Source organism: Streptomyces sp. NPDC055287 (assembly GCF_053646035.1).
In genome coordinates this window covers 1-20,338 of the sequence record NZ_JBSHNE010000023.1, presented here as the reverse complement: position 1 = coordinate 20,338, position 20,338 = coordinate 1, and the positions used below count along the sequence as shown (strand labels likewise).

General features: G+C 69.9%; 22 protein-coding genes. 15 read left to right on the top strand and 7 right to left on the bottom strand.

Annotated features, from left to right (window positions below; genetic code table 11):
- Positions 1-239: 239 nt before the first annotated feature.
- The gene (locus ACWIHY_RS28015) at positions 240-1,166 is read right to left on the bottom strand and encodes an anti-sigma factor RsbA family regulatory protein (RefSeq protein ID WP_454378500.1); all 927 of its coding nucleotides are present in this window, start codon (positions 1,164-1,166) and stop codon (positions 240-242) included.
- Entirely contained in the window at positions 1,166-1,525 is a 360-nt protein-coding gene (locus tag ACWIHY_RS28010; RefSeq protein WP_454378498.1) for an STAS domain-containing protein, read from the bottom strand. Before ACWIHY_RS28010 ends, ACWIHY_RS28015 begins: the two co-directional genes overlap by 1 nt.
- A 541-nt stretch (positions 1,526-2,066) precedes the next feature.
- Between ACWIHY_RS28010 and ACWIHY_RS28005 the strand changes: the two genes are divergently transcribed.
- Entirely contained in the window at positions 2,067-2,267 is a 201-nt protein-coding gene (locus ACWIHY_RS28005; RefSeq protein WP_454378496.1) for a hypothetical protein, read from the top strand.
- A 289-nt stretch (positions 2,268-2,556) separates the two neighbouring features.
- On the opposite strand, the gene ACWIHY_RS28000 is transcribed toward ACWIHY_RS28005, so the two are convergent.
- From ACWIHY_RS28000 to ACWIHY_RS27985, 4 genes are read right to left on the bottom strand one after another with little or no spacing between them, the layout of a single operon-like run.
- Positions 2,557-2,895, bottom strand: coding sequence for an STAS domain-containing protein (locus ACWIHY_RS28000; protein ID WP_454378494.1), 339 nt, complete (start codon positions 2,893-2,895; stop codon positions 2,557-2,559).
- Complete coding sequence (locus tag ACWIHY_RS27995) at positions 2,892-4,190, bottom strand: PP2C family protein-serine/threonine phosphatase (protein ID WP_454378492.1); 1,299 nt, start codon at positions 4,188-4,190, stop codon at positions 2,892-2,894. Before ACWIHY_RS27995 ends, ACWIHY_RS28000 begins: the two co-directional genes overlap by 4 nt.
- Entirely contained in the window at positions 4,190-4,993 is an 804-nt protein-coding gene (locus ACWIHY_RS27990) for an alpha/beta fold hydrolase (protein ID WP_454378490.1), read from the bottom strand. The genes ACWIHY_RS27995 and ACWIHY_RS27990 overlap by 1 nt, the downstream gene beginning before the upstream one ends.
- A gap of 23 nt (positions 4,994-5,016) precedes the next feature.
- Entirely contained in the window at positions 5,017-5,265 is a 249-nt protein-coding gene (locus ACWIHY_RS27985; protein WP_454378488.1) for a hypothetical protein, read from the bottom strand.
- 44 nt (positions 5,266-5,309) lie between these two features.
- On the opposite strand from ACWIHY_RS27985, the gene ACWIHY_RS27980 reads away from it, so the two are divergent.
- The gene (locus tag ACWIHY_RS27980) at positions 5,310-5,624 is read left to right on the top strand and encodes a hypothetical protein (RefSeq protein WP_454378486.1); all 315 of its coding nucleotides are present in this window, start codon (positions 5,310-5,312) and stop codon (positions 5,622-5,624) included.
- Positions 5,625-6,152: 528 nt separating this feature from the next.
- Here ACWIHY_RS27980 and ACWIHY_RS27975 read toward each other — a convergent pair.
- The gene (locus tag ACWIHY_RS27975) at positions 6,153-7,055 is read right to left on the bottom strand and encodes a LuxR family transcriptional regulator (RefSeq protein ID WP_454378485.1); all 903 of its coding nucleotides are present in this window, start codon (positions 7,053-7,055) and stop codon (positions 6,153-6,155) included.
- 275 nt (positions 7,056-7,330) lie between these two features.
- Between ACWIHY_RS27975 and ACWIHY_RS27970 the strand changes: the two genes are divergently transcribed.
- From ACWIHY_RS27970 to ACWIHY_RS27910, 13 genes are all read left to right on the top strand, one after another.
- On the top strand, positions 7,331-7,474 hold the full coding sequence (locus ACWIHY_RS27970; protein ID WP_454378483.1) for a hypothetical protein: 144 nt from the start codon (positions 7,331-7,333) through the stop codon (positions 7,472-7,474).
- Between the two features lie 211 nt (positions 7,475-7,685).
- A complete protein-coding gene (locus ACWIHY_RS27965; RefSeq protein ID WP_454378481.1) occupies positions 7,686-10,187 on the top strand; it encodes a dCTP deaminase domain-containing protein in 2,502 nt (833 codons plus the stop codon).
- Positions 10,188-10,189: 2 nt separating this feature from the next.
- Positions 10,190-11,437, top strand: coding sequence for a hypothetical protein (locus ACWIHY_RS27960; protein ID WP_454378480.1), 1,248 nt, complete (start codon positions 10,190-10,192; stop codon positions 11,435-11,437).
- The gene (locus tag ACWIHY_RS27955) at positions 11,437-12,219 is read left to right on the top strand and encodes an HAD-IIA family hydrolase (protein ID WP_454378478.1); all 783 of its coding nucleotides are present in this window, start codon (positions 11,437-11,439) and stop codon (positions 12,217-12,219) included. The genes ACWIHY_RS27960 and ACWIHY_RS27955 overlap by 1 nt, the downstream gene beginning before the upstream one ends.
- A complete protein-coding gene (locus tag ACWIHY_RS27950; protein ID WP_454378476.1) occupies positions 12,216-13,931 on the top strand; it encodes an alkaline phosphatase family protein in 1,716 nt (571 codons plus the stop codon). Before ACWIHY_RS27955 ends, ACWIHY_RS27950 begins: the two co-directional genes overlap by 4 nt.
- Positions 13,932-13,935: 4 nt before the next feature.
- Positions 13,936-15,045: a DUF6001 family protein gene (locus tag ACWIHY_RS27945; RefSeq protein WP_454378474.1), complete on the top strand. Its 1,110-nt coding sequence runs from the start codon at positions 13,936-13,938 to the stop codon at positions 15,043-15,045.
- Complete coding sequence (locus ACWIHY_RS27940; RefSeq protein ID WP_454378472.1) at positions 15,042-15,641, top strand: DUF6031 family protein; 600 nt, start codon at positions 15,042-15,044, stop codon at positions 15,639-15,641. Before ACWIHY_RS27945 ends, ACWIHY_RS27940 begins: the two co-directional genes overlap by 4 nt.
- A gap of 20 nt (positions 15,642-15,661) precedes the next feature.
- Positions 15,662-16,111, top strand: coding sequence for a type II toxin-antitoxin system RatA family toxin (locus ACWIHY_RS27935; RefSeq protein ID WP_454378470.1), 450 nt, complete (start codon positions 15,662-15,664; stop codon positions 16,109-16,111).
- A gap of 2 nt (positions 16,112-16,113) precedes the next feature.
- On the top strand, positions 16,114-17,205 hold the full coding sequence (locus ACWIHY_RS27930; protein ID WP_454378469.1) for a hypothetical protein: 1,092 nt from the start codon (positions 16,114-16,116) through the stop codon (positions 17,203-17,205).
- Positions 17,202-17,762, top strand: a complete 561-nt coding sequence (locus ACWIHY_RS27925; protein WP_454378467.1) for a hypothetical protein — start codon at positions 17,202-17,204, stop codon at positions 17,760-17,762. The genes ACWIHY_RS27930 and ACWIHY_RS27925 overlap by 4 nt, the downstream gene beginning before the upstream one ends.
- Positions 17,759-18,286, top strand: a complete 528-nt coding sequence (locus ACWIHY_RS27920) for a dCTP deaminase (RefSeq protein ID WP_454378465.1) — start codon at positions 17,759-17,761, stop codon at positions 18,284-18,286. Before ACWIHY_RS27925 ends, ACWIHY_RS27920 begins: the two co-directional genes overlap by 4 nt.
- A complete protein-coding gene (locus ACWIHY_RS27915; protein ID WP_454378463.1) occupies positions 18,273-19,658 on the top strand; it encodes a cation:proton antiporter in 1,386 nt (461 codons plus the stop codon). The genes ACWIHY_RS27920 and ACWIHY_RS27915 overlap by 14 nt, the downstream gene beginning before the upstream one ends.
- A 78-nt stretch (positions 19,659-19,736) precedes the next feature.
- Positions 19,737-20,338: CTP synthase (locus ACWIHY_RS27910; protein ID WP_454378461.1), on the top strand; the 602-nt coding region annotated here is incomplete at its 3' end.

Below are 20,338 nucleotides of genomic sequence, written 5' to 3'. Positions count from 1 at the left end.
CTCGGCAAGACCTGCGATGACGGTACCGTCCACGGCCTTCCAGCCCGGGCCGGCCACCTCAGCGACGACGAAGCCGACGAGTATCATGGCCCGCTCCCGCAGCGCGGTCGGACCGTGGCCCGCGCCGCGCTCCGCACCCCGTCTTCGGAGGAACGGCACACAGGACTCCGAGACGAGCAACCAGCGCTCGTGTCCGTGCCACCGGCGCCGGGAGACCTTCCCCAGGAGGCCTCGGCGAGTCAGCGGCCGATGTAGCAGCGGATTGACGTACCGTCGGGGCCGGTGTGGATGCGTACGAGGTCGGCCAGGTAGTGCACCAGTAGCAGGCCCCGGCCGCCCTGCTGGTCCCGTGAGGGTGGGCGGCGCCCGGCGAGCGGATCGCTCAGGTGCCCGTGGTCGCGGACCTCGCACACCACTTGGCCGTCGTCCGTCCATACCCGTATGGAGCCCGAACCCCCGCCGTGCACGACGCTGTTGGTGGTCAACTCGGCCACGATCAAGGCCACGTCCTCCAGGCGGATCCCGGACAGGCCGAACCGTGCGGCCTGCTCGACCGCGAAGTGCCGGGCGCTCGGCAGTCCGTTGGCGTCAAAGGCGAGCTCCTCGGTCGACGCTGCATGTGCCAAGGGCTCGTTGTAGTGCGCGACCACATGCTCGGGCGCGTAGGCGGTACTGCGCCTCTCCTGGCCGCGGGAGATGACGACGGGGTGGGTCGCGTACGCGTCGGTGAGTACCTGCTCGTCGAGGCGTTCGGCATCGTAGGGGCAGAGAATGGTGACTTCTCGGCCTTGGAATGCCGGGTTGATCAGCGCCTCGTGCTGGACGCACGCCGGATACTCCAGGCTGTTGCGGCCGACCCAGATCGGCTCGCCGATGATCCGCACCCGCGTCTCCCGATGGGCGTCCGCGAAGGCGCGCAGCACTCTGGGGATGATCCGTCCGGGGTTGCGCCCCACCTCGGTCATGTCGAGGAACTGTACGTCGGCGGCATCGTTGCCCAGGGCCGTCTGGAGGACCGCCAGGTTCGGCCCGGGCACGGCAACCGCCACCGGTTCCCCGGACTTCAGACCGTCGCGGATGAAGGGCACCGTGCCGTGCAGGTACTCCTTCTCGCCTCGATAGAACAAGGCGGGATGAACAAACGGTTCGGTGGTCGGGGCAGTCATCACGCCACCACCTCGACGGTGGGCAGGTCCGGCCAGAACATGTCCAGCATGCGCCGCAACGCGGCAGGCGGCCCTTCGAGCACGATGCGTCGCCCCTCCGGAAGGCCCTGGGCGGCCAGCGCCAGAGCAGAGACACCAGCGATGTCGACGAAGGTGATTGTGGAAAGCTCCAAGTGGCAGGCCTCTTCGTCGCTCAGGGCAAGCTGGTGCAGCGCCTGCTCCCAGGCCGGGCGGGTGATCAGACTGATCTCGCCGACCGCTTGCCAGCCTGGCCGGTCCGCCAACGGGTGCACGCGCAAAGCGCCCGTGGACTGGGCCGACGATGCTCGCAGCGCATCCGCCTCCCCTGAACTGCCCACGCCATCGCCCCTCGGTCACCTGCTGCCTGAGTCCCTAGTATCCCCCACCGGCGAAGTGGGGTGGGGGCGGCAGGAGGATGGAGACGAATTTCGCCGTCCACTCCCCCACCGTCGCCCCTGACAGATGGGCAGCGCTGGGAGCGCTGGCGCTTTTGGCAGATGTCAGCACGCCTCGACCGCGGCCACCCGAACGGAGGACAGGGCGGTGAACTTCAAAATCGCCGGCGGGGGAACACGCAGCACATGATCGAGCCCTACGCGTTGTCAGCCGATGCCCGCGACTTTCACCGCCTGCCACCTGCAACCCGCTCCCAACGGTGCGCCTCGTGCGGCGAAATTCGCCTCCTTGAACCCGCAGGCGACTCCGACGTCTGGGAGGACCACGCCATGCACTGCCCACAGGCCCCGCCCCTTGCCTTCACGGACAGCGGCAACCCTCGTGAGCCCCACCGGGTGGCCGAGGGGTCAGCGGCGCGTACCGATTCCGTGACAGCACGCCGTGCAGCCATCCCTTTGCACGCGGTACGCCCGTTGTCAGACCGTGAACCACGATGACGGCACCGAACCCATCAAGCCTCTGAACAACTGGCTGAGACACAGCCCCCATCCCGAACCCCCGGCGAACGAAACCGGCAGGCTGAGGGGGGCCCTGAAGCTTTTGCGGCTCCTACTCCTCACCCTCGCCGTCCTCGCCGCCGTCCTCAGCTTCGCCGTAGCGCTCGCCGGCCTTGCCCGGCCCTGACAACAGCGGTGCCGCTACGCCCTCCGGCCCCCGGGGCCCGAGCCGAAGCCCACCGCATCCGACACCCGCCGAGCAGACTCTGTTCCCGTCAGGGGCACCTCTGGACTAGCTGGGAATGCACCGTTCCGACCCACGCGGGTGGGTTGGAACGGTGCACTGCCGTACGTGGCGCGGCTCGGCGCCGCCAGAATGTGTCCGTGCCGCCTTTCCCCTTCGCCTCGACCACTTGCATGGCCCCCGCCCCTCTCGGCTTAACGCCTCTCTGGCCGACGTGAGTGACCCTCGCAGGTCAGGAACGGGTGGCGGTGTCGGTGTCGGGGTAGAGGCGGAAGACCTGGTCGAGACCGACGATCCGCAGGATGCGCAGAGTGTGGGCGGGGACAGCGGCGAGCGCGATGTCGGCTTGAGTGGCTTGGACGTGGTTGCGCGCGGCGATCAGGGCGGTGATGCCGCTGGAGTCGCAGAATTCCATGCCGGCCAGGTCGAGGACGAGGCACTGGCCGGGGTGGAGGGTGAGCGTGGTGAGCAGTTCCCGCAGCCTGGTGGCGTTGGTGTGGTCGAGGTCGCCGATGATCTCCAGAACGGGACCGGTTGCGGTGTCTCGGGTGGTGATGTTCAGCGGTCTCATTGTGGGTTCTTCGTCGTAGGGCCGGCGACGGGGATGCCGAGAGCGAGCAGGGCGGTGTCGTCGTCGAGGCCGTCGCCGAAGTCGTCCAACAGGCCGGTCAGGGCCTGGATGACGGCATGAGGCGGCTTGCCGGCGTGGCTGGCTGCGAAGGCGCGCAGGGCCTCGTCCCCGTACAGGGTGGCGCGGTCTTCGCCCGTGCGCGCTTCGGTGAGGCCGTCGGTGTAGAGCAGGAGGGTGTCGCCGGGGGTGAGGGTGGTGGCGGCGGTGGCGAAGTGCGGTGCGGGCAGGACGCCGACGAGGAGGCCGCCGGGGGTGGGCAAGAAGTCGGCTGTGCCGTCGGCGCGCAGGATGAGGGCCGGGGGGTGGCCGCCCGAAGCGAGGAGGACGGCGACCCGGCCGGTCGCGGGATCGGGTTCGAGGACGCCGAAGATGGCGGTGCAGTAGCGCGGGTCGCCGCCCGTGTAGCGCTCCTGGAGCACCTTGTTGAGGGTGGACAGGGCGGAGACGGGGTCTGGGTCGTGCAGGGCGGCGGCGCGCAGGGTGTAGCGGGTCAGCGAGGTGACCGCGGCGGCTTGGGGACCCTTGCCGCACACGTCGCCGAGGAAGAAGGCGAAGCGCCGGCCGTCCACGGGGAAGACGTCGTAGAAGTCGCCGCCGAGCCGGTCGGGGGAGGCGGTGTGGTAGTACGCGCCGGTCTGCACTCCGGGTACCGGCGGCAGGGCGGCGGGCAGCAGCGACTGCTGAAGGACCGCGAGGGCGTCCTGCAACCGTGCGCGGTCGGCCTCCGCCTGCTTGCGCGCTTCGTCGGCCGCCTTCCGGCTGCGCAAAAGTTCCTCCTCGTAGGCGCGGCGGTCCCGTGCGTCGAAGACGGTGGTGCGGATCAGCAGCGGCTCTCCGGTGCTGCCGTTCTTCACCGCGGAGGACACCAGTACCGGCAGTCGGGCGCCCCCGGCCTGTTTGATTTCCAGGGCTATACCGCTGATCTCGCCCTGCATCCGCAGCAGCGGCGCGAAGTGCGTCTCGTGGTAGAGCTTGCCGCCCACGGTCAGCAGGTCGGTGAACCGCATCCGGCCCACCACCGCCCCCCGCTCCAGACCGAGCCAGCCCAGCAGGGTGGTGTTGATCTTCGCGATGGTGCCGTCCATCAGCGTGGACAAATACCCGCACGGGGCACTCTCGTACAGCTCCTCGGCGCTGTCCTCCAGCAGCGCGGCGAACGCCGCATCGGATGTGTTCTCGTCTGTTTTCTCGTCGTCGGCCTCATGCGGGTCGGATTCCTGCCCCGTGCGGCACATCACCGCAGGCCCGCCAGGAATCCGGTGATCGCCTTGTTGGTGGCCTCGGGCGCGGACAGCTGCGGGCAGTGCCCCGTGGCGTCGAGAGTGACCAGCGTCGAGCCGGTGATCGCCTGGTGGACAAAAGCGCCGACCTCCCGGGGGGCAATGGCGTCCTGGGTGCACTCCAGTACCAGAGTCGGCACCCTCACGCTCTCCAGATCGTCCCTCGAGTCGGACAGGAACGTGGTTCGGGCGAAGACCCGCGCCATATCCGGATCGGTGGCGCAGAAGCTGTTCTTCAGCTCCTCACCGAGCTCGGGCCGCTCCGCGTTCCCCATAATCACCGGTGCCATCGCCGCCGACCAGCCCAGGTAATTGGACTCCAGTGACGCCAGCAGTTCGTCGATGTCCTGCGCGCTGAACCCGCCCCGGTAGCCCTCGTCGTCGATATACCGCGGAGAGGGAGCGACCATCGCCAGCGCCCCGATACGCTCCGGAGCCATGCCGGCGGCCAGCACCCCGACCATGGCGCTGACCGAGTGCCCCACGAACGCCACATCGCGCAGGTCCAGCGCTTCGCACACCTCCACCACGTCCCGGGCATAGCCGTCAAGGGAGGCGTAACGGTCCTCCGAGAACGCGGAAGGGTCCGAGCGGCCCGAGCCCACGTAGTCGAACAGCACCACGCGGTAGTCCTCGACCAACGCGGGCACCGTCAGCCGCCACATATTCTGATCGCAGCCGAACCCGTGAGCGAGCACCACCGCCCGCCCCTGCGGGTTGCCTGCAACGGTGACGTTGTTCCTACGAGCGATGTCCATGCCCGCCATTCTCCCAGCCCCGCTCACCCTCCGGGACGGGAGTTGCCGCAGGACAGTCCGGGGGGCGCCGGGGGCCGGCGCTCGCTGTCGCGCGAGTGGTTGGCGGAGGCGGTGGTGGCGGCTGCCGCAAGCAGGCCGGAGCCACCGGCTCCCGGGCAGATCAACAGCGCGGGGATTGGCCAAGCGTCGGCTTCGGTCCACGTCTGCTCGGTGGACTGCTGGGCGGCCTCGCGTTCGCCGGCGCTGACCATCCCTTTGGTCTTTCGTCGCACAGGTGGGCAATGGTCCCGGCGGCCCCTGCCACGGACTGATGCCGTTGACCGTCCCCCGTCCGGAGGCCGGTGAGGAGTGGGCCGTTGACGATGAGTGGGAGGAAGACCGGCTGCCGGGGCGGCTCAGTGAGCCGTTCCCACTGTCCCAACCTCTGCCCGGCCGGATCGGCCCACTGGCCGATGCGCTGTCCCGGGGCACGCTCATGCTGGCCGAACAGGGCTGCGGCATCTTCGTCCGGCTGGTCCTGAACGGCCCGCGAGTGGGCCAGGTCTGGCGCAGCGATCCGGACCGGGGCGGCTCTGTTCCGATGAGCCGCGATTTCCGTACCTGGTACACCGACTGGCCGGATGGCCCGTGAACGCCACTCCGTAGCAATGGAGTTGACCTGTGAGCGTTCCAGGGGCTTTGGTGAGTGGCGTGGTGGGCCGTAGTGCGGCTCCTGCGGGCAGGCAGTCCGGAGAGGCGTGCCGCCCCGTCCTCCCGCGTGGCGGGACGCATCGGCCGACCGGGGACAACTGCGGCGGCGACCGGCTGGCGGTGTTGTACATGCTCGCCGCATCGATGCGGCCGTCGTTCCAGAGCCCGGGCCAGTTCGCCCCGATCGCTCGCCCTGTCTCCAGCGTCGGTCACGCCCGGGCGCTCGCGCATCCCCAGGGCAACGGCCGACGGTGTTCTCCAGGGCGACCGGATCTCGTCATGGTCACCCTTTGGACCTTCTGGCGCAGCGGCCCGGTACTTGCCGCCTCCGGACGGCTTGGGCGCAGATCCGCACCGGACCTCGCGCCCGATGTGCCGCACCCGAGGGCGGCAGGGAACGCCACCTCGATGGGTTCCGTACCGCCCTCGTCCGGCCGCCGACGGATGGGTCAGGGCGGCGCGGCGGGTGTCAGTCCTGCTGTGCTTGGGTGGCCAGCAGGTAGCCGGCCTGGAAGCGGCTCTGGGCGCTCAGTTCGACCATGATGTCCGCGATGTGGCGGCGGCATGTCCGTACGGACATGCCGAGGCGCAGAGCGATGGAGGCGTCCGTCATGCCCTCCATGAGGAGGCGGACGATGGCCTGACGGACGTCGTCGGCGATTTTCTTGCGGGCGCCTAAAGCCACCGCGAAGGGTTCGGCCGACAGCCACAGCCGCTCGTACGTCTCCTTGATGAAGGCGACCACGTAAGCCTCCCGGACGACGGCCGCAGCGAGGGGGTTGCCGGGGACGGAGATGACGGCGGTCTCCTCGTCGAAGATCAGGAAACGGCTGAACTGGTCGTCCAGCGTGCGCACCTGTGCGCCCAGCCGGGACATCCGGTCGATGTACTCGCCGGTGCCCGGGCTGAACCTGGCCGTGTGCTGATAGAGCACCCGCATCGACACGCCCCGTTCGAGGGCGGCCTGGTCGCGGGGAGCGGCCTCCGCGAGGACGTCCCCCGGGCGCGGACCGCCCGGTTGGGCGGTGAGGATCTCGCCGCGGGCCCGGTCGGTGAGGTCGGCGATGACGACGCGGGCGGCGGTCAGGTCTTCCAGGAGTTCGAAGTGGTTGCGCCCCTGCCGTGCGGACCGGGCCGTTTCGAAGACGGGCAGGAAAGACATGATCGATTCGCGGGCCTCCTCGATGACGGCCCTGCGTACCCGGATTTCCCGTTCGAGGGGGCTCACGACCTGGGCGACGGCTGCCTCCGGTGCCACCGCGCGGAGTTCGCCGTCGCGGCGTCCGCGGAGCAGCCCCATCTCGAGCAGCCTCTCCACGACGGCGACGACGAGCGCGGTGGGAAGACCGGTTTCCGCGGTGACCCCGGACACCGCGAAAGTCTTACCGACACTGTGATCCAGTGCATACTCATACACTCGCCGCAGCGCGCCTTGATCCAAACCTTCGTCCATTTAGTACCACTCCGCTCACCGATGCCCCCTATGCGGCACTGTCATCATGCTGCCACGCAGCATGATGATCCACAAAATCACCACACTTGGCATGCGGACTCTGGCATGGTCATTCATATCGCCCCCATCGATGCAAGGGAGCTTCTGTGGCGGCCAGATGAACAGTGATCCACGCACAGACGAAGGTGGCCCTCATGAAGCTCTTGCGTAAGGCAGTTCTCATCGGATGGGCGCTGGCCCTCGCCGCGGGCGCCGTGACCGGCGCAGGCGATGCCACAACCGCCGCCATGGGCAAGGGTGCCGGCGGCGGCGCGAAGCACGACACCGGCTGGGGCTGAGCGGTACTCCCGCCCGCCCCTGCGCTTTCCCCGGCTCCCCCGGCCTCCTCCTCGCCGGACCTGCGCGACCGCGTGTCCACACCGCCCTCGCCAGAAGCCGGCCTCACGGAGATCTCACACGTCACCCGAACTGCCGGGTGCGCCGCAGCCGCAGCCATCGTGCCGCTTCACACTGCGCCACCCCCGTCGGGATCCAGCGAATAGGCGACTCATGATTCTCACCGGGACCGAAATCGAGCGGGAACGCACGAACGGTCGTATCACCATCGAGCCCTTCACCCCGGAGCAGGTCAACCCGAACAGCTACAACTTCCGCCTCGGCAAGACCCTTCGGGTGTACCAGGACATGCCGCTCGACGCGCGGCGCACGAACAACTTCGAGGAAATAGAGATCCCGGACGACGGATACGTCCTGGAGCCGGGCCGCCTGTACCTGGCGCACACCATCGAGACGCTCGGCAGCGAGCACTACGCCCCCACCTTCGCGGCGCGTTCCTCCGTGGCCCGGCTCGGCCTCTTCATCAACCTGTCCGCCAGCCTCGGTGACATCGGCTACACCGGTCAGTGGACCCTTCAGCTCTACAGCATGAACCGTGTCCGCGTGTACCCGGGCATCAACATCGGCCAGATGATGTGGTGGCGCCCCCAGGGCGAGATCGTCCTCTACGACGGCAAGTACCAAGGCTCCGTCGGCCCCCGCTCCAGCGACATCCACGTCGACTTCGACAAGCAGTTCGCCCGTCAGCGTTTCCCCGGCCTCGGTGCCACGTTCGAACCGGAGGAGGTGGGCCCCAAGTTCGCCCAGCTCAGCCTCTCCAGCCAGGACTTCCGCGTTCCCACTGCCTTCTGCGTCACGGCGGGGGAGTTCACGGACGCCCTCACCGATGAGCAGAACGCGGACTTCGCCGACGCTTTCGCCGACCTCAAGGCCACTGTCGGCGCCTTTTTCAAGGACTCCGTCGCCCGTATCCAGAAGACCGGCGCCGAGATCCGTGTTCCGGAGCAGGCGCGCACCCTTCTCGCCGCCCGACTGAGCGAGCTCTTCGGCGGCTCCGACGTGGAACTCGCGGTGCGTTCCTCCGGTTTGGACGAGGACACCGACGGCTCCAGCCTCGCCGGCGTGCACCAGTCGGTCCTCGGCGTGCGGGGCACCGACGCGGTCATCGAAGCCGTCGAGCAGTGCTGGCGCTCGTACTACGAGGCTCCGGCGGTCGCCGCCCGGATCCGCGCCGGGGACTTCACCGCGACCCCGCGCCTCGCGGTGATCGTCCAGCGCCTGGTCCGGCCGACGCTGGCCGGAGTCGCCTTCACCGGGCTCGACGGCACCGAAGACGACCGGGTGTCCGTCGAGTACGTCGAGGGGCTCGCGGACGAACTGGTCGCCGGTGTCGTCGTACCGCGCCGCACCGACTCGGCCGAGGTGGACGCCGGCCCGGCCGCACAGACCGCGGCGGACCACCCCGTCCTCGTCGAAGTGGTCGACATGGTACGGCGGCTGCGGACGAGCCGCGGCCATGACGTCGACGTCGAGTGGGCGGCCGACGCCGAAGGCGTCCATCTCGTGCAGGTCCGTCCGCTGACCGCCGCCCGCGAGGTCTCCGCCGTCGCGCAGGACCCGGTGGCCGAGGCGCACCGCCTGTACGTCGACGAACTGCCCGTCGGCTTCAACCTCGGTGCGGTGACCGCCGTTTACAGCGGCTACACCGCCAAGCGCGGCCCCGCCCACCGGATGGCCCACGAGCACGGGGTGTCCACCGGGGCCGGATGGGTCATTCGCTTCAACGGCCGCGGCCTGCACGGCGACCCGAGCGCCGAGTCACTGCGCCGGACGCTGGCCGGCGGCACCGACGAGTGCGTGCTGGACTTCGGCGAAACCCTGCGCCAGATCGTCGTGCCCAAGGAGGAGGTGCTCGGACAGCTCGCCGTCACCACCGGCGTGAGCGAGGACGGCACCGCCCTGCACACCGTGGTCGTACGCGACTTCATCCGAGGCGAACTCGGCGTGATCTCCCGTCGGGCGGGCGAGTCGGGCCTGGTCGTCGAGTACACGGACGAGGGCCTGATGGCCCTGAACCGCGGCACCGCCGGTGGCGAGACGATCGTCGTCCAGGACGTGGCCTCGGGCTACGACGACGCGGACAACGCGAGCTTCCCGGCGGCCGGAGCCGTCCTGCGCCCGCACATGGACGAGATCTCCCGCCTCACCGCCGCCATGCACGCCAAGCACGGGCCGGTGACCCTGGAGTGGGTCCTCGACCGGGGCACCCTCTACTTCGTCGACTATTCGGTCCTCGGCGGGGACGACACCGTCACCGTCACCCACGGCGAGGTCTGCATCTCTCCCGGCACGGCCCGCGGGCCGCTGCTGCGGCTGGACGACGACGCGTTGCTGCGCCGGCTCTCCATCGGCCCGGCCGTGAGCATCGACAAGTCCCAGGACGTCAGCGAGCACGAGGGCCTGGCCCGGATCCTCGACCTGGTCTCGTCGTACGACGAGAAGCCCGTCATCAGCGCCTCCCGGCCGTACGCCGTCCTCTCGGTTCTCATCGAGCACGTCGCCGGATTCGTGTTCGACCAGGGATCGGCACTGGGACATCTGGCGATTCTGCTGCGCGAGGCCGGGGTTCCCGCGGTGAACGCGCCCGGAATCAGCGGAGCCGAAGCAGTGATCAGCGATGGCACGGTCGCCACGACCGGCAGCAAGGGAGAATGAACGTGACCGACACCCACGCACCGAAGGCGTCGGACGCGGCCGGACGCCGTGCCTGGCTGGCCCTGGGCGGGATCCACCTGCTCAACGGCACGGCTCCGCTGTCCGGCTCCGACGGCATCGTCCTCGTCGAACTCGACGCACCCGTGGAGCAGCCCTTCCCCAGCAATACGGTCGTGTTGCACTGGGACCGTCTGGGCATGCTGGAACTGTCGGCCCGCACGGTCGACGGCGCCCACCGGCACAGCGCGAAGGTCCGGGGCGGCGATCTCTTCACGGGCATGCTGGCCGGAGCCGAGCTGCGTGCCGCGGTCACCGCGGTCACCGGTGGCGGGACCGGTCCGCTGGTACCGCTGTTCTACGTAACGGCGGCCGGCGACCAGGCCCACGTGCACAGCCAGATCCGCTTCCTCGCCGAGGACGCGTGCTTCATCCGGATCACCCCGGAGGCGGTGGCCACTTCCGAGGTCGAGGACCTGGGCTGGCTGGCCGGGGCAGTGCGTCTGCACGCGGAGCAGTTCCTCTTTCTCAACAACCACCAGCGCTACTACCGCAAGTGCTTCGGCGGCAAGGAGCTGGAGTACAAGTACACGCTCACCCCGCCCGTCGATTCCTGGACACTGACGGTCGAGCTGTACGAGGAGCTGCTGGCCGGCGGGCTGCCCGGCTACATCATGGAGTACCGGGACGAGTACCAGGCCTGGGACTACCTGAACCACCTCTTCGAGATCACCGGTCCCGAGGAGGAGCGCGGCTACGCCTCCTTCATCCCCACCACCGACGGCAAGCACCTGCTGAAACGCAAGTGGTACGCGGAGGACGCCTTCGAGCGCCGCGAGAGCCACACGTACGGTCTCGACCTCGCCGACGACGGCGGGTTCGAGCACTACATCCGCGAGGAGCTGCAAGTGCAGGCCGCCGTGCGCCTGCCCTCCTTCCGGCGGGTGCGCTACGACATCAACTTCGAGTCGGTGCGCACCGGGCACGTCTACGGGATCTTCTTCGACCACTGCAGCCTGGTCGAGGCCCGTGAGGTGACGCTGAATCAATGCGAGCTGGAATACCTGCGCAGCCGCGTCGCCGTCGAGCCGGACGAGGCCGAGGTGCTGGCGGAGATGACCGAGATCGTCGCCTGGCTGGAGGCCTTCCTGCGGGCGCGCGGTCTCAGTGACGAGCGGGGCTTCTACTCCAAGCGGACGTTCCTCAAGGACGCCGTGGCCGCCCGTCCCGAGCTGGCGCGGAAGGTGAGCTGATGGCGGGCGCTGCCGTGCGCGCGGTCCTGCTCGACCTGGAGGGCACCCTGTACGCACGGGGAGCCGTGATCGAGGGCGCGGTGGAGGCGGTGACCGCTCTGCGCGAGCTGGGGGTCGGGCTGCGGTTCCTGACCAACACCGACTCCAAGCCGGCGGACCGGATCCGGGCCGAACTCGTCGAGTACGGGTTGATCCTCACGGCGGACGAGCTGTTCACTCCGGTGGTGGCGGCGGCGCAGCTGCTCAACGCCGCCGGGGCGCGCACGTATCCGCTCGTTTCGCGCGAGTTGCGCACGGCGTTGCCGACCCTGGCCGCCGAGCCTCCGTACAGCCATGTGCTGATCGGTGACTGCCGGGACACGCTGGACTACGCGGCGCTCGACGGCGCCTTCCGGGCGGTGCGGGAAGGGGCGGAGCTGCTCGCGCTCCAGACCGGCCGCTACTTCAAGCGGGCCGACGGGGACCACCTGGACACCGGGGCGGTCGTGGCGGCCGTCGCGTACGCGTCGGGAGCCACCGCCCGGGTGCTGGGGAAGCCGGCCGCCGACTTCTTCGAACTCGCCGCAGGCTCCGTCCACGTGCCGGTCGAAGCGTGCGTGGTGGTCGGCGACGACGCCACCACCGACATCGCCGGCGGGCTGGCCGCGGGCATGCGGACCGTGCAGGTACGGACGGGCAAGTACGCGGACCAGCGGGCCGAGGGGCTCACCGGCCGGGCCAGCCACGAGATCGACTCCGTGTCGGGGCTCCCCGCGCTGATAAGGGAGCTGGTCGGCACATGACGGTGTACTGGGTGGTGTGGGACGCCGGGGCCCACTGGGTCGTGGACCGGCTGGAACGGGAGGGCGCTCTGCCCTCCGTGAGCCGGATGCGCAGGCAGGGGGTCTTCGCGAGCGCCCGCCCGGCGCACCCCAACTGCCAGACCCCGCCGTCGCTGGCGACCCTGTTCACGGGGACCTGGCCCAGCGAGCACAAGGTCACGGGGTACACCGTGCCCGGTGGGGGCGAGGGCATGGCGAGCCATGTCAGCGGGTTCGGCCCCGGGTTCCCGGCGGCCGAGCCGGTGTGGGAGACGGTGTCGGAGCACGATCTGACCAGTGCGCTGGTGCACGCCCCGTGGGTCTTCGACCACGAGGACAAGGTCGGACCGCACATCGACGGGGCGGTGGAGGCGTACAGCCGCCGCTCGGTCCGGCACGCCGTGCGGGTCCTGGAGGCCGGGACCGGGTGCCAGGACTGGCAGATCGGCGCGTTCCGCACTGTCGTGGAGGCCCGCCCCGAGCAGGTCCGGGTACGGATCGACGACGGCGTGGGCCGTGACACCGACGACGTCGTGCTCGTCCCCGGCGGGGGCTGGCAGCCGCTGCGGCTGGACGCGGAGCAGGGCACGTGGATCTGCTGCGTCCCGGTCGACGGCCGGCTGCTGCTGGTGCACACCGGCGTGTGGCGGCCGCGCACCGCCGGGCGCAATGCCAAGACGCTGCACCGGCTCGCCCAGTGCCCGCCGTTCGCCGGCGAGGGCGTGGGTCCGCTCTACCGCGAGGGGATCTTCGGTCCTCGGCTGGCGGAGGGCGGTGACGGCGGCGCCGAGGAGGTGTTCCTCTCCTCGGTGCAGTGCGTGAGCCGTTCGTTCGCCGCCGCGGCCGACGCCGTGCTGGAGACGCACGACGCGGATCTGGTGGTGGTCTACCTGCCGATGACGGACGACGTGGGTCACGAGCTGCTGGGCTGGTGCGACGAGCGGAGCGGGGCCTACCGCGCGGACATCGCCGACAGCGTGTGGTCCTCCGTCCGCCGCTGCTACCAGTGGTCCGACGACGTGCTGGGCCGGGTCCTGGACCGGGCCGGGGACGAGGACACAGTGGTGCTCGGCGCGGACCACGGCATGGTCGGCAGCACCCATCTGGTGCACCTCAACGATGAGTTGGTGCGAACCGGCCTGGCCCGGACCCTCGGGTCCGGCGACCTCGACGCCGAGCGGTCGACGGTCTTCTACCATCCGGCGAACAACGGATCTCTGTGGGCGGGCCCGGATCTGGCCGGCGATCCCGTACGGGCCCGCGCGGCCATGGCGCAGGCATTCGCGGCCCTGAGCGCACTTACCGACCCGGACACGGGCCGGCGGGTCGTGACCGGCTTCCTGGACCGCGACGGTCTGCACCCCGCCGACCTGGATGCCGACCCCGCCGTCTCCTACGTGGTCCTCGCCGACGACTACCAGCCCACCGCCCAGCTGCTGGGCGACGGCGCGGTGGTACGGCGGGTCCCCAAGACCGGGGCTCACGTCGTCTACACCGGCGACAGCCGGCTCCACGCCGTCCATGCGGCCGTCGGCCCGGGCATCGAGGCCGGTCTCGATGCGGGCCTCATCGACAACACCTGGCCGGCGGCACTGGTCCTCGGCCGGCTCGGCGTGGACCGGGTCCTCGGCGTGGACCGGGGCGTGGCGGGCCCGTACGCCGCCGACACATCCGAACCGACCGACGAAAGATGATGGTATGCCGTCCGGCTTCCCACACGTCCTGTCCCCCGACGACCTGACAGCACGCCGCCACGCCCACGTGGTGGAGTTCCTCAACGGCCGCTCCCTGGACCCGCACTGGCTGTCCGGTCTGATGCACGAGCGGGTCGGCGAGGGCCTGCTGATGCTGACCAGTTCCCCCGTGCACGGTCTGGCCAATCCCACCAGCGACCTCGATTTCATCCGCATCCAGGAGGCCGCGATCGACGGCCCCCGGATCTCCACCAAGATCTTCGAGGATGGGCACCACCTGGAGGTCGTCTCCTTCAGCCGCGCCGAACTCGCCTCGAATCTGACGGAGTTGAACCGGCTCGCCGACCTCGTGCCCGAGGAGACGGTGGCCGGATTCCGTGCCTGGGACAAGCAGCGCGAGCCGCGCCGCAAGCAGACCGAGCGCATCGTCAACGGCATCGCCCTGGACGGCACCGCGCCCTTCCTTGAGTGGCTGCCCGCTCTCAGCCGCGTCTGGAGCCGGGCCGCCCTGCAAACGGCCGTGGAGCAGGCTGTGCACTGCGTGCTCGCGGAGGCAGCCGGGGAGACCCGCGGCCGCGTCGGTTACGCGTACAACGTGTTGCTGCACCTGATGGACGCGATGCTCTCGCACCACGGCGACGTCTACACCACCCGCAAGTGGTACGTACTGCGCTGGACCCGCCTGGTGGCCGCGGCCAGCTGGCGCGACGAGACACTCCAGGCGGTCGCCTCCGACGTGGAGCGGCTGCGCAAGGGCGTCAGCGCCGCCCTCGAGCCGGCCGCGGCCGGAGAGCCGCTGGCCGGGACGTTCGCCACGCTCGTCGTGGACGCCGTACGGGCCACGGGCACAGCCGAGTCCGTCACCGTGGGCGCCGAACTGACCGGCTCCGTGCAGCCCTACCTCGAAGGGGCCTCGCTCCTGCTGGGCTCCGGGAACGGCGTGGTGCTCCCCGGCATCGGCGCGGAGACGGACCTGCCACTCACCGGTACCCCGGCCCGCCTGGAGGAGTTGGCCGGGCTCGACCCGAAGGCCGCCGCCTCGCTGCTGCGGGCGCTGCGCGCGGGCGCGGCCCGGCTGCGGATCGGCTACACCGGCTCGGAGGCCGGCCGATGAGCACGTACACGGACAAGGAGACGGACATGAGCGAAGGCCGCAGGCTGCCCACCTCGCGGACGGCCGGGGAGATGACTGCGTTCCCCTCGGTGCGGGCCGGGCACGTCATGGCGGGCCCGCAGGCCGTCGAGGCCTGGGTGCAGACCGGCTGGCTGATGCTGGCAGAGGGGCGCGCCTACATCGAGGACCTCGAAGGGGGCGCGGAGCAGCCCCAGATGCAGCAGGCCGCGAAGCTGCGCTTCCTGGAGCAGCTGCTGGAGATCGACCAGCGGCTGGCCGGCCGCGCCGCCGTCGATGACGCCCACTGCCTGGCGGTCGCCCTGGAGTACGGGATGCGCGAGGTGGTCGACGCCTCGGGTCCCGAGCTGGCCGAAGTGTTCGGCCTGCACGAGGAGTTCGGCGGCGACACCTGCGAGGTCGGGGAGATCTACGTCCTGTGGGAGCGGCTGCTGGATGCCTTCCCCGGGGAACTGCCCGACCGGCTCGTCGCCGAGGGACAGCGGGACATGCTGCGGACCCTGCGGGTCTGGGCCCGCCTGGCCCGCGCGGCCGGGCTCGACATCGGATTCCTGGCCCCCTTCATGAAGGCAGCCTGAAACAGAGAGGTGAAGTGAACATGCCTGAGATTCAGGCGGAGACGCTGGTCGGAGGGCGGACCTCCGACGAAGTGTGGGCGCTCGTCAAGGACAGCGGGAAGGTCGCGTCGCAGGCGGGACACATCGTGGCCGTCAGCCCCCGGTCGGAGCAGGACAAGACGTTCCGGTTCAACGAGTGGAAGGTGCGCCTCAACGGCAGCGAGGTGACCTGGGTGCAGCGGGAGGCCGCCGGACCGGGTCTGCGCCTGCGGTTCGAACAGACCACGGGCGATCTGGAGGAGCTGTCGGGCGAGTGGGCGGTCACCGCCGCGCCCGGCGGCACCCGGGTCACGCTCTCGATCCGCTTCGAGCTGGGCGTCGACGGTCTCGCGCCCCTCCTCGAACCCATCTGGTCCCAGTCCTTCCAAGCCCATGCGGACGCGCTGCTGCGCTCCGTCGCGGCTTGCGCCGTACAACCGAGAGAGACCTGAACATGAGTCTGTACCTGAACTTTCTGCACACGACGGTGCGCTTCGACGTGGCCGCGGACGCCGAAGGCGTGTTCGAGCCCGTCCGCCGCTTCTTCCGGCACCTGATCTCCGCCGAGCCCGCCCGCGAGGCGACGTTCCGCATCGACGTCCACGCCTACGACCCGGAAGCCGACGTCGCACCCGAGGTCTGGGACCTGCCCCAGTTCATCGTCCGCCGCAGCAACGCCGCCGAGTTCAACTTCGACGCGCACATCACGGACGGTGGGGGCCGCCGCCAGTACATCAACCGCGCCACCCTGCTCGACGCTCCCGTGGACACCGCCGAGGACAACACCTTCACGGTCCGCATGACGCAGGGGTCCACCGTCCAGATCCTCGACTTCGTACGCGATCTCGTGATCCGGCACGAGGAGAACCTCGGCACCGTCGTCCTGCACGCCTCCGGCCTGCATCGCGACGGCGAGGCGGTGATCATCGCCGGGCCCAAGGGTGCGGGCAAGACCACCACGCTCCTGTCGGCGCTGCGCCGGCCGGGCTGGCAGTACTTCACCGGCGACAAGCTGTTCTGCACGATCGAGGACGGCGAGATCCTCGCCCACCCGTGGCGCGACTACCCGTACGTGGGCGTCGGGACCATCCGGGCCGACGCGCGGCTGGAGAAAATGGTCCGCGACGGCGTGGACGACCAAGTCGACACGTACGAGCCCGGCCACAAGATCCTGATGGACCCCGACGTCTTCGAGTCCTGGCTCGGCGCGGAGTTCACGGCCGAGCCCAAGCGGCTGGCGGCGCTGCTGCTGCCCGAGGTCAAGCCCGGTGAGCCGCTGGACGTCCGGCGCCTGACGGACCCCAACGAGCGCTGGGCGTACCTGAACAAGATCGTGGACCGCCAGGTCGACACGACCTTCTTCACCTGGCAGTCCTACCTGGTCCCCGACTACACGGCGTTCTACCGGTCACTGGCCGAACTGCGCACCGTCCTGGACTCGGTGGACATGGTGCGGCTGAGCGGGACGCTCGACATCGACCCTGACGCCGTCCTCGGCCGCTCCCCCGCCGCCACCACGACCTCTGAGCAGGAGAACCGACGATGACGAGCGAAGCCCGCCGCCCCTTGCGGATATCGGTGGTCGGTCTGGCCGGCGCCGGCAAGTCCACCTGCGCCACCCTCATCGAGGCGTTCGCCCGGGACAAGGGCCTGACTCACGCCCGGATCAAGCTGGCCAAACCCCTGTACGACCTCCAGGAGCACGTGTACCGCACCGCGGGCGGCTCCCTGCACGACGGCGCCCAGGACCAGATCCTGATGGAAGCCCTCGCCGACGCGATGCGCCGGATCCGGCCCGAGTCGCTCGCCGACGACTTCGTCGCCCGGCTCGACGCGGTCGACGCGGACGTCGTCGTCAACGACGACCTGCGCGACCCGCACGTGGACGCGCCCGCGCTGCGCGGCCGCGGGTTCCGGGTCCTGCGGATCACCTGCGACGAGGAACTGCGCCAGGTGCGGCTCGCCGGCCGCGGCGACCCCTCGCGCGCCGACCGCTCGACCCGGGAGATCGACCGGATCCAGGCGGACGCCGTCATCGACAACGGAGCGGGCCTGGACGAGTACCGCGCCGCCATCCATGAACTGCTGGGGAGCTGGCTGTGATCCTGAGCGGACCCGAGATCCTGTCCGAGGTACGGGCCGGACGCATCCACATCGACGACTTCGACGCGGAGCGCATCGAGCCGAACAGCTACGGCTTCCGGCTCGCCGACGACATCCTCTGGTACGAGCAGGATGTCATCGACTGCTTCGAGCCGCCCAAGGCCGAGCACCTGAAGATGGGCCCAGAGGGCATGGTCCTCGAGCCGGGCCGCTTCTACCTGGGCGGCACCATGGAAGCGATGGGCAGCCCGCACTACGCCGCCACCCTCTACGCGTGCCGGTCCGCCTCGACCCTCGGCATCTGGATCCAGTTCTCCGCACCGCTGGGACACAGCGGAGCGGTCTTCCCCTGGACCCTGGAGATGAAGGTCGCCCATCCGGTACGCGTGTACCCCGGCATGATGATCGGAAAGCTGGCCTTCTGGTCCATGCAGGGCGAGGCCGTCGGTTACGACGGCAAGTACACGGGCTCTTCCTCCGCCGTGGCCTCGCGCTTCAGTCTGGACACCCGTGTCTCAGATTGATCTCTTCCGCGTTCTGGCGGCGCTCGCTCTGCTCGTCACCGCCGCCCACCTGGTGGGCCGGCTCTTCGCCAGGTTCCGGCAGCCGCCAGTGATCGGCGAGATCCTCGGTGGGCTGCTCCTGGGGCCCACCGTGCTGGGGCAGTTGCTCCCGGAGGCGCAGACCTGGCTCTTTCCCGGCACGGGTCCCGCCGCCTCCGGGCTGGCTCTGGTGTACCAGATCGGCATGCTGCTGCTGATGTTCACGGCGGGCATGGAGATGCGTACGGTCTTCTCCCGCAAGGACGGCCGATCCGTCGCCGTGATCGCGGTGGCGGGCATGGTGGTGCCGTTCGCGCTCGGTCTGCTCACGGTCAAGGTCATCGACACCGGGGACGTACTGGGTCCCGCCGCCGACGTGCAGGCGCTGACGCTGGTCATCGCCTGCGCCATCGCGGTCACCAGCATCCCGGTCATCTCGAGGATCATGCTCGACCTCGGCATCATCCGAACCCGGTTCGCACGGATCGTGCTCTCGGTCGCGGTCCTCGAGGACATCGTCCTCAACGTGATCCTGTCCGTGGCGCTGGGCATGGTCGCGGGCAGCCGGAAGGACGGCTTCGGTCTCGCCCACACCTTGGGCATCACCTCGGCCAACGGATCCGCGGCCTACCACTCCGCGGCGTCCGTGGCCTTCTTCGGCCTGATGGTGCTGGCGGCCGCGGCGCTGCGCCGCCGCCCGGGCGCCGCTCCCGGTGCGACGGGCCGACGGCCGGGCGCGATCGCCGTACGGATGGCCGTCATCCTGGCGGCCTCCGCGAGCTGTGTGTTCCTCGGGGTGGCGCCCATGTTCGGAGCATTCGTCGTGGGCCTGCTGTCCCGGATGACCGGACAGAGCCCGCACAGTGAGTCCCTGGCCCAGGTGAGGGGTTTCGCGTCCGGGTTCTTCATTCCGGTGTACTTCGCGATCGTCGGCCTCAAACTCGACCTCGTTCACTCCTTCGACCCCTGGTTCACCGCGGGGTTCATCCTGGTGGCCTGCGCCGCGAAGGCGGCCAGTGTCTACGGCGGGGCCCGGCTCGCCAAGCGGAAGGGATCCGAGCCCCTCGACCTGGCCGTCGCGCTGAACGCACGGGGCGGACCCGGCATCGTGCTCGCCACCGTCTCCTTCGACGCGGGCATCGTCAACGCCTCCCTCTTCACCACCCTGATCCTCACCGCGATCGTCACCTCGCAGATCGCCGGCTGGTGGCTGGAGCGGGCGGTCGCGCGCGGGGCGTTCTCCCACGACTTGGGTGACCACGACGGGGACGACCACGACCACGACACGGGAACGGGCACGGGCACGGGCACGGAGAGATCGCCCGCCCGGGCCGTGAACGTCACGGCGGGCTGAGCACCTCACTCACCGCGCCCCGCATCCCCCGCACTTCCCCCCTTTCACCTTCGCGACCACGGGAGCCCCCTCTTGGCGATGCCGCCCAAATCCATGACGACCAAGCACATCTTCGTCACCGGGGGTGTCGCCTCCTCCCTCGGTAAGGGCCTGACGGCCTCCAGCCTGGGTGCGCTGCTCAAGGCGCGGGGCCTGCGGGTCACGATGCAGAAGCTCGACCCGTACCTGAACGTCGACCCCGGCACGATGAACCCGTTCCAGCACGGTGAGGTGTTCGTCACCAACGACGGCGCCGAGACCGACCTGGACATCGGCCACTACGAGCGTTTCCTCGACGTCGACCTCGACGGCTCGGCCAACGTCACCACCGGCCAGGTCTACTCGCAGGTCATCGCCAAGGAACGGCGCGGCGAGTACCTCGGTGACACCGTGCAGGTCATCCCGCACATCACCAACGAGATCAAGCACCGCATCCGGCGGATGGCGACCGACGACGTCGACGTCGTCATCACCGAGGTCGGCGGCACGGTCGGCGACATCGAGTCGCTGCCGTTCCTGGAGACCGTGCGTCAGGTCCGCCACGAGGTCGGCCGCGACAACGTCTTCGTCGTGCACATCTCGCTGCTCCCCTACATCGGCCCCTCCGGTGAGCTGAAGACCAAGCCGACCCAGCACTCGGT